The 15,563-nt window shown below is 50.6% G+C and carries 15 protein-coding genes; 6 read left to right on the top strand and 9 right to left on the bottom strand.

The genetic code is table 11. From position 1 onward, the window contains the following. Positions 1–39: 39 nt before the first annotated feature. Both ALO_RS01350 and ALO_RS01345 read right to left on the bottom strand, forming a co-directional pair. On the bottom strand, positions 40–843 hold the full coding sequence (locus ALO_RS01350; RefSeq protein ID WP_004092043.1) for a MetQ/NlpA family ABC transporter substrate-binding protein: 804 nt from the start codon (positions 841–843) through the stop codon (positions 40–42). Positions 844–1,033: 190 nt separating this feature from the next. Continuing rightward, positions 1,034–2,737: an oleate hydratase gene (locus ALO_RS01345; RefSeq protein ID WP_004092042.1), complete on the bottom strand. Its 1,704-nt coding sequence runs from the start codon at positions 2,735–2,737 to the stop codon at positions 1,034–1,036. Positions 2,738–3,119: 382 nt separating this feature from the next. Here ALO_RS01345 and ALO_RS01340 point away from each other — a divergent pair, with 382 nt between their 5' ends. Further along, positions 3,120–4,334 carry an MFS transporter gene (locus ALO_RS01340; RefSeq protein WP_004092038.1) on the top strand — a complete coding sequence of 405 codons (1,215 nt, stop codon included), beginning with the start codon at positions 3,120–3,122 and terminating at the stop codon, positions 4,332–4,334. An 83-nt stretch (positions 4,335–4,417) separates the two neighbouring features. Here ALO_RS01340 and ALO_RS01335 read toward each other — a convergent pair whose 3' ends face one another. The 7 genes from ALO_RS01335 to arcA form a co-directional block, all read right to left on the bottom strand. Continuing rightward, entirely contained in the window at positions 4,418–5,152 is a 735-nt protein-coding gene (locus ALO_RS01335) for a substrate-binding domain-containing protein (protein WP_004092036.1), read from the bottom strand. A gap of 108 nt (positions 5,153–5,260) precedes the next feature. Further along, positions 5,261–6,163 (bottom strand): LysR family transcriptional regulator, encoded by a 903-nt coding sequence (locus ALO_RS01330; RefSeq protein ID WP_004092034.1) that lies wholly within the window; start codon positions 6,161–6,163, stop codon positions 5,261–5,263. 244 nt (positions 6,164–6,407) lie between these two features. Next, positions 6,408–6,605 (bottom strand): arginine repressor, encoded by a 198-nt coding sequence (locus ALO_RS01325; RefSeq protein ID WP_004092031.1) that lies wholly within the window; start codon positions 6,603–6,605, stop codon positions 6,408–6,410. 79 nt (positions 6,606–6,684) lie between these two features. After that, a complete protein-coding gene (arcC, locus tag ALO_RS01320; protein WP_004092029.1) occupies positions 6,685–7,623 on the bottom strand; it encodes a carbamate kinase in 939 nt (312 codons plus the stop codon). Positions 7,624–7,640: 17 nt separating this feature from the next. After that, the gene (gene arcD, locus ALO_RS01315) at positions 7,641–9,062 is read right to left on the bottom strand and encodes an arginine-ornithine antiporter (protein WP_004092026.1); all 1,422 of its coding nucleotides are present in this window, start codon (positions 9,060–9,062) and stop codon (positions 7,641–7,643) included. A gap of 4 nt (positions 9,063–9,066) precedes the next feature. After that, positions 9,067–10,068: an ornithine carbamoyltransferase gene (gene argF / locus ALO_RS01310; RefSeq protein ID WP_004092025.1), complete on the bottom strand. Its 1,002-nt coding sequence runs from the start codon at positions 10,066–10,068 to the stop codon at positions 9,067–9,069. A gap of 29 nt (positions 10,069–10,097) precedes the next feature. Then, positions 10,098–11,360, bottom strand: a complete 1,263-nt coding sequence (gene arcA, locus ALO_RS01305; RefSeq protein WP_004092023.1) for an arginine deiminase — start codon at positions 11,358–11,360, stop codon at positions 10,098–10,100. 429 nt (positions 11,361–11,789) lie between these two features. On the opposite strand from arcA, the gene ALO_RS20635 reads away from it, so the two are divergent. The 5 genes from ALO_RS20635 (at position 11,790) to ALO_RS01280 (ending at position 15,362) form a co-directional block, all read left to right on the top strand. Next, complete coding sequence (locus ALO_RS20635) at positions 11,790–12,281, top strand: helix-turn-helix transcriptional regulator (RefSeq protein ID WP_004092021.1); 492 nt, start codon at positions 11,790–11,792, stop codon at positions 12,279–12,281. Between the two features lie 490 nt (positions 12,282–12,771). Continuing rightward, a complete protein-coding gene (locus ALO_RS01295; protein ID WP_004092019.1) occupies positions 12,772–13,668 on the top strand; it encodes a helix-turn-helix transcriptional regulator in 897 nt (298 codons plus the stop codon). Positions 13,669–13,758: 90 nt separating this feature from the next. Further along, positions 13,759–14,046, top strand: coding sequence for a Dabb family protein (locus tag ALO_RS01290; RefSeq protein WP_004092017.1), 288 nt, complete (start codon positions 13,759–13,761; stop codon positions 14,044–14,046). A gap of 140 nt (positions 14,047–14,186) precedes the next feature. Next, positions 14,187–14,990 carry an SDR family oxidoreductase gene (locus ALO_RS01285; RefSeq protein WP_004092016.1) on the top strand — a complete coding sequence of 268 codons (804 nt, stop codon included), beginning with the start codon at positions 14,187–14,189 and terminating at the stop codon, positions 14,988–14,990. 15 nt (positions 14,991–15,005) lie between these two features. Continuing rightward, entirely contained in the window at positions 15,006–15,362 is a 357-nt protein-coding gene (locus ALO_RS01280; RefSeq protein ID WP_004092013.1) for a nuclear transport factor 2 family protein, read from the top strand. Positions 15,363–15,563 lie beyond the last annotated feature (201 nt).

Raw genomic sequence — 15,563 nt, 5'->3', positions numbered from 1 at the left:
AGGCTCTTTTCTTTTGCTATTTTGTATTCCCGGACCGCCTTACCAGGTCGCCAGGATCGAACCGTCGAAGTGACCGGACAGATATTGTTTAACATCCTCGGAATGGTATGCTTTGATCAGCTTCTGGAACGCAGGATTATCCTTGTCTTTTTCCCGGACCACTAACACATTGGTATAGGGTGAACTGGCGTTTTCCAGGGCCAGTCCGTCCCGGGTAGGCACCAGTCCCGCTTTGACTGCGTAGCTGGTATTGATGGCGGCGATATCCATATCCGCGATCGCCCGCGGAATCAGCGCTGCCTCCAGCTCTTTAATCTTCAGGTTTTTGGGATTCTCCACGATATCCAGAACCGTTGCCGCGGCTCCTGCTCCCGGTTTCAGTTTGATGAGCCCGGCCTGATCCAGGAGCAGCAGCGCCCTGCCAGCGTTGGACGGGTCATTGGGGATAGCGACGGATGCTCCGTCTTTCAACTCATCCACTTTCTGCACCTTGTCGGAATAGATGCCCATAGGCAGGATCACCGTTTTAGCGATAGACACCAGTTTGTAGCCCCGGTCTTTCACATGATTATTCAGGAAGGGCTGGTGCTGAAAGGCGTTGGCGTCGATATCTCCCTGATCGAGAGCCGCGTTGGGCTGCACGTAGTCGTTGAATTCAACGATCTGGATTTTAAGCCCGTCCCGTTCCGCCACTTTTTTCACCTGCTCCAGGATTTCCGCATGGGGTCCGGAAGTGACGCCGACTTTGAGGATTTTTTCCTCTTGGTTGGGACTTTCGGTGGAACCGCAGCCAACGGCCGCTACAGCAAACAGAATCAGGAATAAGGCAGCTAACTTTTTCAATGCAATCCCCCTATTTTTTAGTATGGAAGGCAACAAAAAAAGATGAACAGCTTTAAAAAGCTGTCCACCTCTGGTCTTTCCAGTCAGTTGACGTATTTATATTTTATTCACTGGGGACAGGTTTGTCAATCCTTTTTACATTGTCAAAAGTTATATCCAAACCTTACCTTTCTGAACAATTTAATGCAGGCTAGGACATAAGAAGCAACATCTCAAGTTCCGTACCCTGCAGCAATTTCCCCAAAGGAATGTCATGTAACGGGATCTTGTCCATATTCAGGCAAGCCTTGGCCGCATTGGCCAGAACGCGGATATCATATTGGCTGGGATATACCGGATCTACCACCTTGTTCAGCGCCATCAGGCCGTATACCGCTATCATGGCGCTGCGCACGGAATATTCCACCGTAAAGACGCAGTCGTGGGGAATTTCCGTAAACTGCCCAATGAAGCCAAAATTTTTACTGCCTGTGGGAATGACCGCCGGCCGGTCGCCGGTAACTCGCGGCATAAACTGGGAGGTGATATAAGGCATCATACTGGGAATGACATTGACCGTGTGGAGCAAAATCTCAGCAATTTTATCTTTTAGCCCCATATGATAGAGCAGTTCTTCAAACATTTCCCGTCCGGTGCACTGGGAAATGGATTTTTGAATATAGTTTCCCTCCACATCCAGATTCAAGGCGTACGCCCAAAGGACTTTGACATTATCCGGCTGATTGATGAAATGAGGCTGCTTCGGAACCACCCAGCTCATAAGCCAATTGGAATCTTTAATGGTCACAAGCCCGCCCATCCCCGGCTTATCGCCAGTGAGGGCCAGAAGGCGGGGAAATACGATGCCGTCATCCCTGAGAGTGATTGTGAAGGACACCCATTTCGTCTTGTCAATATCAGTGCAAAATACTTCCGGTCGTCCGAAGCTGGAAGACTTGCGGGCGATTTTCTCCCATAGAGAAAAACATCCCCTGTCCTGGGAACGATTTAGAGCAGCGGGATGGTCGAGATTGCCTCTTACGGTATTTTGGGTCATTGAACCATTGGTAAACAGCACCAGGTCATCTTCCTTTATCTGAATGACCTCCTCTTTGCCGTTTTGAACGTAACGGATGGATGTGGCTGTCTTTTCGTAGCCGAAAAAATTAAACCCAATGTCTGTGACAGCAGCCCCATACTCGAAGTTTACACCCTGCTGCTGCAGCCAGGTGATCAGAGGCAAAATCAGCGAATCGTATTGATTGTATTCGGTATGCAGAATTCCGATCAGCCGGTTCATGCCGCCGATCAGGTGCATGAACCGTTCCATATACCGTTTAACTTCGGCTGCGCTGTGCCACCTCTGAAAGGCAAACATGGTGGTCCAGAAGTACCAGAAATTCGTTTCAAAGAAGCTGGGGCTGAAATACTGCTCAATGGTCGTGGCGCCAAGCTTCTCTTCGGTTAGCATGTGCAGCCTTGCCAACTCCAGGGCATTGCTGTGAGAAAGACCAAGGCTGGAAGAATCCTCCTTTTGCCCCTGGTTGCTCACCAGCCGGCAGTGAGACTCAATGGGCTCTGCCAGATTTAATTCGCGAAATTCATCCAGCACGCTCCGGGTTGGATCATTGAGTGACGGAATAAAACCAAAAAGCTCCATAAAGCATTCAAAATGCTCCTCTATTTCACGTCCGCCCCGGGCGGTATAACCGGTTTCAGCCGTACCGGCGCCATCCATTGAGCCTCCTGCAACCTCCAACATCTCCAACACATGAATATTTCTCCCGGGCATATGAGCATCCCGGATCAGGAATGCCGCCGCCGACAAACCGGCAATACCTCCCCCAATCAGGTACGCATGCCGCATCGCAATATTCACAGGCGCCTTAGGCGTAACTTTTTGGTAGTTTCCCACGATCTGTTATCTTCCTTTCCGGTAAACATTTCGCTCCTCATAGTATGTCCTTGGCATCGGGACGCAATGCAAATCTAGTCTTTTGGCTTCTTGATCTATTGAATGAAATAGGGTATAATAATCTATATTTCTTTGCAGGAGGTGTGTAAAGATGTGGATTTTCGCCGGAATGAAAATGGCAACTGTCCGTATGATTCCCATCAAATCTGCCTATAGGGATAGGTATGCTCATTTTCATAAACTGAATGATTTAGCTTCGGGGAAGGCACATCTTTATTACTAACCTTTTCATAAATTATGATTAGCAGTAGTAAAAGACGGTAGTGTTCTCTATCGTCTTTTTTTGTGTCCTTTTCCCGGTAAATGTGGAAAGGACGATTTTATGAACTTGAATATAGTGCAGGATCATAGTCAGTTATGGAAGAAAATCGCGTTATTTTTAATCAGCCAGAATATATCTCTTTTCGGTTCATCGGTTGTCAGTTTTTCGATCATCTGGTACATCACGCTGCAAACTTCATCCGGCAAATGGGTCATGCTGTTTACCATCTGCTCGTTATTGCCGCAGGTGCTGATTTCTCTCTGGGGCGGCGTCTGGGCGGATCGTTATAACCGCAAATACCTCATTATGCTGGCGGATGGCTTCATTGCCCTGGCCACGCTGGGTCTGGCCATCGCTTTTTGGGCCGGATATCAGAGGATGGAGCTGATTCTGGCAGTTTCCCTGATCCGTTCCATTGGCGCAGGGATCCAAACCCCCGCTGCCAGTGCCCTGTATCCGCAGATTGTGCCAATGGATAAGCTAACCAAGGTGCAAGGCATCAACCAAACCCTGAATTCTGTGTTAATGCTGCTCTCGCCCGCTGTGGGCGGAATTATGCTCGGGTCCCTGGGGATTTTCTGGGCATTTATGCTGGATGTGATCTCCGCCTCATTGGCGATTGCGGTTCTTAGTTTTATTCGGATTGAAAAAGTTGTCCGATCGGCGGAAATCGCGCCTGTTTTCACCGAGTTACGTCAGGGGATCGATTATGTACTGAACCACAAGCTGCTGAAGCGGGTTTTGCTTTGCTTTGGCGTTTCCTTTTTCCTCATTACTCCGGCGGCGGTATTGACGCCTTTATTGGTAGAACGCAGTTTCGGCAATGATGTCTGGCGGCTGACCGCCCATGAAATTGTTTGGACGGTTGGTTCCATGATTGGCGGCGTTTTTATCTCCCTGCAGGGGGACTTTAAGGATAAAATCCGCACAGTGGCCATTTGCTTAGTGGGGTTCGGCGTTACTTTTGCTCTGTTAGGCATTGCCGCGAATTTCAGCATCTACCTGCTGATTATGGGAATCGCCGGTTTCTTCATGCCGATTATGGCGACCGCGCAAACGGTATTGATTCAGGAGAATGTAGAAAATGCTATGATGGGGCGGGTGTTTTCCCTTATTCAAATCGTCACAGGCAGCTCCATGCCAATCGCTATCCTGTTCTTCGGACCCCTCGCGGACATCGTATCGATCGGTTCGATTCTACTGGTATCAGGTGTGTTGCTGGCAGTGGTAGGTGTTTGGTATCAAATGACCAATAAGCGTGCCGGTTTGAATTAATGCAAAAGGGCCTTAACCAGGCGTAATGATATGCTTGGTTAAGGCCCTTTCTTTTTAGCTCGAATGGGGCAATCCTTCGCGTTTTATATGGATGCGAGGAACTGCCCCAAACCGTCGTCAACTGTCGATTTCTCCGCGATGATATTTAAAAGGGAACCGAGCCTTGCCCTGACTCTTTTATGTTTTACCATCACCAATGATATCGTAAATTCCGGCTCAGGTCCTTCAAGCTTGACGAGGGAGCCGTCAGCAATCTGTTTTTCTACCAGTTCTTCCGAAAGCATGGCTGCTCCGAACCCGTCTATTACCGCGCTTTTTATCGCTTCCGCATCAATAAACCGGACGAAGGGGTTCGTGGCCCGTTCCTTGATATACGCCTCGTATTCCGTTAAATCGACGCAACCTTTTTGCGATGTGAGCAACGGATATTGGGCGGCTTCCGGCAGGCAACCGCTATCATGAAAGAAAGCGCTGTGAGCGACCCAAACTAACTTTACTTTGCATATGGCAAATTGAACGAAGCGAGGGTCATTCACGGCCTCATGCACAACCGCTATTTCATAACGGTTCTCCCGAAGCCCGTTTAATACAGCGGACAGATTGGAATATACATTGATCTGGATAAAGCCCTGATGGCGCTTGTTAAACTCCCCTATGACCGAAGACCATAAATCCATTACGGCAGTTGTGGAAAGAGCGATTTTAATTGGGGGTTCCCCATGATTCATAGCGCTGACGGCTTTCATAAAGTGATTCAATAGCTTCCTGGCAGGAAAAATAAAGTTTTGTCCAGAGCCTGCCAATGTGAGCGTTCCCATCCTGATCCCCCTTATACGCGGCTTATGCTGCCTAATGCCTGCTACTATCATAACGCGTCTTTACAGGGGAAGAAAATTGCGGATTGTTATTATGTTCATAATAGAATTTTATGATTTTAAACGAATATAGTCGGTCAGATTGCTTTCCATATTTCCATATTCGGCAAAAATCATCAGAAGTGTTTTCATATCGGATGTTAAAATTTTGTCTTTATGAAACGCGATGGACATGACAAATGTGAGTTGGGGTACATTCGGCAATTCAACCAGCGAGCCATCCTTTAAATAGGACTCTACCAGCACATAGGGCAGGATACTTGCGCCAACTCCCTCTAATACCGCACACTTAATGGCCTCGGCATCGCTATACTCGATAATGGTATGGACCGCTTTTTCTTTTAAGGTGTTCTGCAACAGGCTTCGGTACACGCAGCCTGATTTGTAATTGATAAAAGGATAATGGCCAATGTCCTGCTCTTTATGCTTCGCAAACAAGTCACGTTCAACGACCCATACCAACTTCTCATGGGATAAGTCGAACTGCATGATTTGCGGATGGTCGATTTTGTCATGGGCAATGGCTATATCAAACGTGTTATCCAGCAGTCCTTTTACGGTTACGGGCAGAGTAGGGCAAATATCAACAACGACAGAGCCGGTCCCGCCCCGGTTTCGAAATTCTAACAGAGCCGGGGAAATGAAATAGTTAGCCGCTGTAGTCGAGGCGCCCAATTTTATCGATAAGTTGAAATCGGAAAACTTCTGCATGGCAGTATGAATGTCCTTGAAAGCAGCCAGCAGCTTTTCCGCATGAGTGACCAGCTCGCGGCCGGCTTCGGTAATATAAAGCTTTTTGCCAATGCGCTCAAATAGAGTCGTTCCGTACCGTTCCTCTAACATCCGTATTTGGGCAGTCACTGCCGGTTGTGTAAAATTTAACTGCTCGGCAGCCTGGGTGATGTTTTTTAGTGAAGCTACTAACAGGAAAGTCCGGAATAATTGAATATCCATAGTATCCCCTCAATACATTTGACAAGACTTAGTGTCTTTACTGATCCTATCCATCAGCATACCATACTTTTTCCGCCTTATGAAGCCTAAAGAGAGCGCCGGGACCGGAATCAGTAAATAAACGCCGGAATCGTCCGGAGTTTTTGACAGGCGGCATTCCATGGTGTGATTTCAGAAACAAAGACGACCGGCAAAAGAAACTGCCGACCGTCTTTGTCTTTACATAACCCTATTAACTTGCGGCTTATCCCCAAAGGCAGCGGAGCCAATCCATCACTCTTTCTGCCTCTGCCGGCCTGACAACTGCCAACACCGTATGCCTGTCCGCAATCACGCCCAGTATGGCCGGGTCGCCGGCAGCCCTAATCCTTCGTGCCACAGCCCCGGCCATTCCCGCCCTCACCCGGAGCGTAGCGACCGTACCGCTGCAGTCTGCCGACATCACCACCCCTTGTAGCCACTCCGGATGCCATTCACAATCCGATGACGCGGGATCACGGCAATCGTGGGCAGCTTGTCGCTTATGCCACAACAAGAGTGCCGCTTTTCCCTTCCACCGCCTCCCCGGCCTTAGCCAGCGAAGCGATCACCGCCCTCCGCCCCGGCCGGGACAAAGCAAACAACATCGCCGCCCTCACCTTGGGCAGCATGCTGCCCGGCGCAAACTGCCCCTCTTGGATATACCGCTGTGCCTCTTGCGCCGTCAGCACCTCCAGATTTCTTTGCTCCGGCTTGCCGTAATTCACAGCTACCCGCTCCACTGCCGTCAGAATCACCAGCGCATCCGCCCCCAGCTCCTCGGCCAGCCGCTCCGCCGCCAGGTCCTTGTCGATCACGGCGGCCACGCCGGACAGTCTCCCGTCCGCCGCCTCCACCACCGGAATGCCGCCCCCGCCGGCGGTAATAACCACCTGGCCGCTGTCCACCAGCTGCCGGATGGTCGCCAGCTCCACGATGCGCCTGGGCTCCGGCGAGGCCACCACCCGCCGGTAGCCCCGCCCGGCATCCTCCATCATAACATAGTTCCGCTCCTGCGCTAGTATTTCGGCCTCTTCCTCCGTGTAAAACGGTCCGATCGGCTTAGTCGGCTTGATAAACCCCTCATCCGCCAGGTCCACCACCACCTGGGTCAATACCGTAACCACCGGCTTGTCCAGCTGCCGCCTGGCCAGTTCCTCCCCCAGGGCCTGCTGGATATGATAGCCGATCATCCCCTGGCTCATCGCCCCGCACACATCCAACGGCATCGGCGGCGTCACGCCTCTGGCATATTCATTCTGCAGCACCAGCCTGCCTACCTGGGGCCCGTTGCCGTGGACGATCACCACCTGATGGCCGTTGGCGATCAAATCCGCCAGATACCCCGCCGTTTCCTTCACCACCTCAAGCTGACTCTCGGCCGTCGCCGGTCCCTTCTCCGCCTGCAGGGCGTTTCCTCCTAATGCAACAACCAGTTTCATTTCGTTTCTCCTCTCTCCTACAGACTGCCCTTCATCAGCATCACTGCCGCGGCAGCCGCCCCTACGGCAAACAGCAGGGCCACAACCTTCTCCCAGCCGGCAAATACTCTCAGCTTCCTCTCCCGCTTGCCCGTCACAAACACAATGATGCCCGCCGCATACAGGATGGTCACCAGCAGGATATATTCCAGCCCCGCGGCGTAAATCAGCCAGGCCGCATATAAACTGGACAGAATGGCCACTCCCAGATCCCGCATGCGTCCCTCACCCGGCTCATAGGTTTCACCGCCGGCGGCCAGCTTCCCGGCATACAGCCCGCTGAACAAATAAGGAATCAGAATAGCCGAGCTGGCGATGGAATAGATCACCTGATAGGTGCTGCTGGCCACCAGCGTCAGAATGAGGGCGATCTGCACCAGGATACTGGTCAGGGTCAGCGAATTCGCCGGCGCACCTCTTTTGTTTTCTCCGGCGAATACCCGCGGCAGGATCCCGTCCTTGGCCGCTACATAAGCAATCTCCGCCGCCAGAATCGTCCAGCCCAGCAATGCCCCCAGCAGCGACACCACCAGGCCGGCGTTGATCACCACCGCCCCCACGCTGCCCACCGCCGCCTCCAGCACATAGGCCGCCGAGGGGGTCTCGAGGCCGGCCAGTTCCGCCTGGCGCATCACTCCCAGAGACAGCACCGACACCAGCCCATAAATCGTCAGCGTGCTCAACAGCCCGATCACCGTGGCCCGGCCCACATCCCGGCGGTGTTTGGCCCGCCCTGAGATGACCACCGCGCCTTCAATGCCGATGAACACCCACAGGGTGACCAGCATGGTGCTTTTCACCTGGTCGGCGATACTGCCCAGGGACAGATTGGACTCGCCCCAAATGTCCAGAGTGAACACATCCACCCGGAACGCAATGGTAACGCCGATGACAAACAGGATGATCGGCACCAGCTTGGCAATCGTGGTGACTACGTTGACAATGGCCGCCTCCTTCACGCCCCGCCGCACCAGGGCCTGCACCGTCCAGATCAGCACCGAGGCGCAGAGGGTGGATATCAGGTTATTCCCCTGGCCGAACACCGGGAAAAAATAGCCCAGTGCGCCGAACATCATCACCGCATAGGACACATTGCCGAGCAGCGCGCTCAGCCAGTAGCCCCAGGCCGCATTAAAGCCGATATAGTCCCCGAACCCCGCCCTGGCGTAGCTGTACACCCCGCCGTTCAGCTCGGGCTGGCGCAGGGCCAGGTTCTGATACACCAGGGCCAGGGCGATCATGCCGGTGCCGGTGATGAGCCAGCCAATGAGAATCGCGGCCACCCCCGCTCCGCTGGCCATGTCCGCCGGCAGGGCGAATACACCGCCGCCGATCATCGATCCGACGACCAGGCCGGTCAGGGATACCAGGCCCAGCTTTTTCTCGTTTTCCCCGCTCATGCTCTCACTCCCCCAATGTGGCCACCATGACGGCCTTAATGGTATGCATGCGGTTTTCCGCCTCGTCGAACACCACCGAATGTGAGCCTTCAAATACCTCGTCGGTGACCTCCATGGCCTCCAGGCCAAACTTTTCATGAATCTCCCGGCCGATCTTGGTCTTCAGGTCGTGGAAAGCAGGCAGGCAGTGCTCGAAGATCACCTGGTCATTGCCGGTCAGATCCAGCATGGCCTCGTTCACCTGATAGGGCCGTAACAGACGGATTCGCTGCTCCCATACCTCCTCCGGCTCGCCCATGGATACCCAGACATCGGTATACAGCACATCGGCATCAGCCACCCCCGAAGCAACCGCATCGGTGATCGTGATCCTCCCTCGGGTCAACGCCGCCACATCGCGGCACTTCTGCACCAGCCCCTCCGCCGGGAACAGCTCCCGGGGCGACACGATGCGAAAGTTCATGCCCAGCTTGGCCGCTCCGATCATCAGGGCGTTGGCCACATTGTTGCGGCCGTCGCCCACATAGACAAACTTCATCTGTCCGTAGGGCTTGTCCAGGTGCTCGGCAGCCGTGAGAAAATCAGCCAGCACCTGGGTGGGATGGTCGGCGTCGGTCAGCCCGTTCCAGACCGGCACCCCCGAATAGGCCGCCAATTCCTCCACTATCGCCTGGTCAAAGCCCCGGTACTCGATGCCGTCATACATTCTGCCCAGCACTCTGGCGGTATCGGCAATGGATTCCTTTTTGCCCATCTGGCTGCCCGTAGGCCCCAGATAGGTCACATGGGCCCCCTGGTCCAGGGCGGCCACTTCAAAGGAGCAGCGGGTCCGGGTGGAATCCTTTTCAAACAGGATCACGATATTTTTTCGTCGCAGGCGCGGCTCTTCCGTGCCCGCTGCTTTGGCCCGCTTCAATTCCTTGGACAGATCCAACAGATAGCGGATCTCCTTAGGTGAAAAGTCCATCAGGGTCAGAAAACTCCGGTTACGCAGGTTAAATCCCATATTCACTTCTCCTCTACCCTTTTTTCTCTTTACAGATCGTCGCGGTACAACGGCATGCTCATGCAGCGCGGCCCGCCCCGCCCCCGGGACAGCTCCGACGAGGGAATGACGTGCAGTTTGATGCCATGGCTCTCCAGCAGCTGGTTGGTCACATGGTTGCGGGAATACACCACCACTTCCCCCGGCGCAATGGCCAGGGTATTGGCCCCGTCGTTCCACTGTTCCCGGGGGGCATGGATGGCGTCGCCGCTGCCGCAGCGGATGAGCGTCACCCGGCGCTTTAGGTATTTCTCCAGGATGGCCTCCAGCTTGTCGTTCAGCTGTTCGATTTTGAGGCGCACCTGACCGGCCCGGTCGCGGCTGCCGGTGATCTCATAGACGGTCAGAGGACCTTCAATGGCAGAGTGGATGGTGAACTTGTCATGGTCCACCATGGTAAACACCGTGTCCAGGTGCATAAAGGCCCGGGACTGAGGAATATGGAAAGCCAGGACGGTTTCAAATCCCGCTTCGGCCTCAAACAGCCGCCGGCAGACCCGTTCCACCGATCCCGAATCGGTCCGCTGGGAAATACCGATGGCCAGCACCTGATCACTCAGCACCAGCTCGTCGCCGCCTTCCAGGGCCGTGGCCTCCTCCCGGTCGAACCAGAGGGGGATATCGGCCTGGCGGAAGCGGGGATGATACTGGAAGATATATTGGGCAAACAGGGTTTCCCGGTTGCGGGTCAAAGTCCGCATATGGTTGAGGGTAATGCCCTGGCCGATAGTGGCGAAGGGGTCCCGGGTAAAGTAGAGGTTGGGCATGGGGTCGCAGAGGAACGGGTAGGAGTTATTCACCCGGTCATAGAGCGAATCGACCCGTACGTTGCCCAGTTGGTCCCGGCGCACGCCGGCCATCATTTGGTCGATGAGATCACGGTTGGACAACGGCCGGAAATATTCAATTAACGCGGCTTTCATGCAGTCGCTCTCTACACCGGCTTCCAGGATGAACTGGCGGATCAGGTTGTCGCGGATGTGGGCATCCGTTAAGGATTCAGCCGCCAGATTCTCCAGGTACAGTACCTCGACGCCGTTTGCGGTGAGCACCTGAGCGAAAGAATCATGTTCGCTCTGGGCCAGCTGCAGATAGGGAATGTCGTCGAAAAGCAGCCGTTCCAAGAGGTCGGGGGTTAGGTTTTCCAGTTCGGCGCCTGGCCGGTGCAGGAGCACCGTTCGCAGACGGCCGATTTCAGAGGTGACGTGGAGGGGGCTTGAAGCCGCCCTTGTAGTTTGCAGTACAGTCGCCATGAGTGTCCTCCTTTTCATTGAACAGTCTGATGAATCAGACGATTTTGGGTGTGGGTTGTATTTACGTTTTGATGGAGATAGGCTATAATAGAATTGCTTTTAATTTGCTTTGCGCCTTTGTTAAACTGCTTTTTGGGCGCAGGAAATCAGCAGTCTCAGCCTTGCTTGGCCGCTTGCTGGGCTGCTTTGAGTTGAAGTCACCTCGCTTTTGGTTTTAGTGGGCAGGGGTTTGTTTCTGCCTTGCCGCTTTCACCTCGGTGCTCGGGCTGACTCATTTTACCTCCCTTCCCCATGCCCGGCTTTTATAGTTTTTGGGGAAATACCAAATGTACAATGATTGATGTACGAACCCATTATAATCTGTATTTAAGATATTTTCAAGACAAAAATCTACAAAATAGATATTATTTTTAAGAGGTGATCTAAAGAATGGAAGAAACCATTGCAGAACGCCTTAAGTATCTTCGGATACGTTATAAACTCACTCAAAAACAATTTGCTGAAGTCCTTGAACTTTCTCAGGGTAATGTAAGCGAAATGGAAAGGGGTAAGTTCAATCCATCTTTAGACACTGTTTTATCGGCTTGCAGCTATTTCAAAATATCTGCCGACTGGATATTGTTTGGCATTGGCGCCGGCCCCGGTGAGCAAAATTCCCAGGAAGAACATGCGAAGTTTATAGCCGAAAATTCTACGGAATATCCATCGCAGCAAACAACCGAGGCCGTATTCGACCCTGATCTCAAAGAAATGATCGATCTTATCAGGCGCGTGATGGATACCAATGACCAGGAACAGCGCATTTGGGCAAAATTTCAACTGAAAAGAGCTTTCGCTGATTTTTGTACAGTGGGTGTAAATGAAACAAGCAGCATGCCTAGCACAGATGCTGGCAATATAGGTAAGATAGTGAAAGGATAGACTTTCTTGATTTGGTGCTGCCAGGAGTGATCTAAAAGAATTACTGGGTTGAATCGGTTTTCAAGCAATAAAAACCACCTGGATTCCTGGCGTGGCAAGAGCCAGATATTCAGGTGGTTATTGTTTTAGTATTCTGTTCTGTAGCAATCAGCAGCGGCTTTAAGCTATAAGCTTTTTATCAAAGATAGCAAAGTCACTCAGCGGGTTCATGATTTGTTCCGGAGTATATTTTGATCCTTTAATCTTTAAGATCCCGTTAATGATGCTCCTTTTGTTTTATCTTGCAAAATTATTGTAAGCATAGATAGCAGTTGTTTAATAACTCTAATTCTGATAGAGCCATCTGCAACAGCTGAGGCAATTCGTTTTTTCTGCTGCCAATTTCTTTCCTAAAGTCGAAACAGCAGTTACCTATTACCCCATAAGTTACTAAATAACTTGACATACTATTGTCAGGTTATTTATTTTATAATGAATTGAGGTGGGTAATATGCAGATAAACAGGCTCTTTGAAATTATATATATTCTGCTTAGTAAAAGAACCATAACCGCCAGAGCGCTGGCAGAACGTTTTGAGGTATCGGTAAGAACAATTTACCGGGATATTGACATCCTGTCTTCAGCAGGGATACCAATTTATGCAAGCCAGGGAAAAGGCGGCGGTATCTCTTTGCTTGAAGATTATGTACTCGATAAATCCGTTCTTTCAGAAAGGGAACAAAATGAAATATTATATGCATTGCAAAGTCTGTCAATAACGCAGGCTCCAGAGACGGATATGGTTCTTGCCAAACTGAGTACTCTGTTCAATAAAAAAAGAATAAATTGGATTGAGGTAGATTTCAGTCCCTGGGGCAGCGAGAAAAAAAGAGCATGTCAATTTACTATGATAAAAGAAGCCATTCTAAGCCGCCGAATCATTGAATTTAATTATTTTAGCTCATCCGGTGAAAAAAGCATCCGGAAAGTTGAACCGCAAAAACTTGTCTTCAAAGTAAACGCTTGGTACCTGCAAGCCTTCTGCTTAACCAGAAACACATATAGAACCTTCAAAATCACGCGAATGTCAGATATCCTGATGACGCCAGCGCCTTTCTCAAAAAGGAACTTTGAAGGATTAAAAGAAAATAATCAGACGCAAAAAACTCAGATTGATATATGCCTGAATATATCTGCCGAAGGAGCATATCGGGTATATGATGAGTTTGACGAGGAAGATATTACAAAAAACAAAGACGGCTCCTATACTGTCAATGCCTCTATGCCCGGCGGTGAATGGATATATAATTATCTATTTTCATATGGGCCACTCCTTGAAGTAATAGAACCTTTGGACATGCGATTGGAGATGAAGAATCGGATCGAAGCCATGATGAATAAATATTAATGCTTAACCTGACGTACCGTCGTCAGGTTTTACTCATTATAATTAATCTGAGCAACAGGACAACATAACCTTTAGTAGGGGGAATAACTTATGATTGCAAACAGTGTACTGTTAAAGCTGAAGAATCCGGATAACGATGTAAGTAAGGTACAGTCCGCTCTCCTCAGTATGAAAGGAAAAATTGATGTTCTTCTGGACATACAGGTTGAAAAAAACATACGTCCTGAGGAGAGCGCTTATGATGTACTTTTCATCACGAAGTTTGCATCTATGCAAGATTTGGATGCATACCTTGCACATCCGGCGCATTTGGAAGTTGCGAAATTTATAGGCAGTGTTCTGGATACGCTGGCCTCTCTATGTTATGAGGTAAAATAATCAAACATGTAAAAGCACTGATTGATCAATCAGTGCTTTTTTTGCGAAATAATATTTATTTAGAACATGACATACTGCCGTCAGATTATAAAAGATATACTGAAGTTGTTAATAAACTCTAAAATAGGAGGTTTCATTGAATGGAGAATTCCAGCCACATAATTATTGATCCCAAGGAACTGAATGGCAAGCGTGTTCTGGTTACCGGCGGTACCAAGGGAGGAATGGGGGAAGCAATTGTAAAACGCCTTACAAAAGCTGGAGCGACGGTCATCACGACAGCTCGAACCACCCCAGATGAATTAAAAGAATCAGATTTATTTATCCAGGCCGATATAAGTACACCCGATGGCACCACAAAGATTGCAGAGTATATACTTGAACGCTTTGGCGGCCTCGATATCCTCGTCAACAATGTTGGAGGTTCTTCTACCCCGACCGGCGGAGTTCTTGTGCAAACTGACGCAGACTGGCAGCGGACGTTTGATACTAATCTATTCGCTGCTGTCCGGCTGGATCGTGGGTTGCTGCCGCCGATGCTTAAACAAGGCTATGGCGTTATTATTCATGTCACATCTATACAGCGACGATTCCCCGGAGAAAATACCATGGCATATTCATCGGCCAAAGCCGCGCTTGCAAATTATAGTAAAGCGCTCGCAACAGAACTTGCGCCCAAGGGTATTCGTGTTAACAGCGTTGCACCCGGGTTCACGGAAACAAAGGCCGCAGAAAGACTCATCGAGCGGATGGCCCGGGAACGGGGATGCGATTGTAGCGACGCCCGGCAGGCTTTAATGGACTCTCTCGGCGGCATCCCGATTGGGCGCACCGCTCGTCCGGAAGAGGTCGCGAAACTCGTTGCTTTTCTGGTGTCCAACCGCGCTTCTTACATTGTCGGTGCCGAGCATACAATCGACGGCGGCATTGTCCGCACGATATAAAGGAGAATAATGATTATGATAAACAATAACAGTAGAGCGATCCCCCTGCCACAGCCGATTGCAGCATATTATCATGCCTCAGATGTTTATGACTATGATCTGCTCGCCGCCTGCTTCACAGCGGATGCCATATTGGTTGATGAAGGAAAAGAATATCACGGGCCCGAGGCTGTCAGCAGGCATATTTTGAAGGCGAATCGCGACGCTAATGTTATTACTGAAATTACCAACTGCGTAGAGAAAAACAGTGAAACGGTTGTTACTGCCACTATTTCCGGTAATTTCGATGGCAGTCCCATTCCGCTGGATTTCCACTTTACTCTCAATAATGGGAAAATTAAAAGCTTGAATATCGTAGTGGCTGATGAATGATATGGCAGCGGAGAATTTAATCCCAGTAAATCAGGATCAATGCCCAAAGTGGGGACTTTTTGCGTGAGAGGGACTCGCAGGGACGGTTCTCATGTTACGCCCGTGCAATCAAGCTTTGACTGATACCCGTCAATCTGGCAATCTGCTAAGTGGTCGGGGCATTTGTTATCACCTCTAGTTTGATGGTATCAGTTTATGTGT

Origin of the sequence: Acetonema longum DSM 6540, assembly GCF_000219125.1 — a bacterium.
Classification (GTDB): Bacteria; Bacillota; Negativicutes; order Sporomusales; family Acetonemataceae; genus Acetonema; species Acetonema longum.
This window is presented reverse-complemented; position numbering and strand designations above follow the sequence as displayed.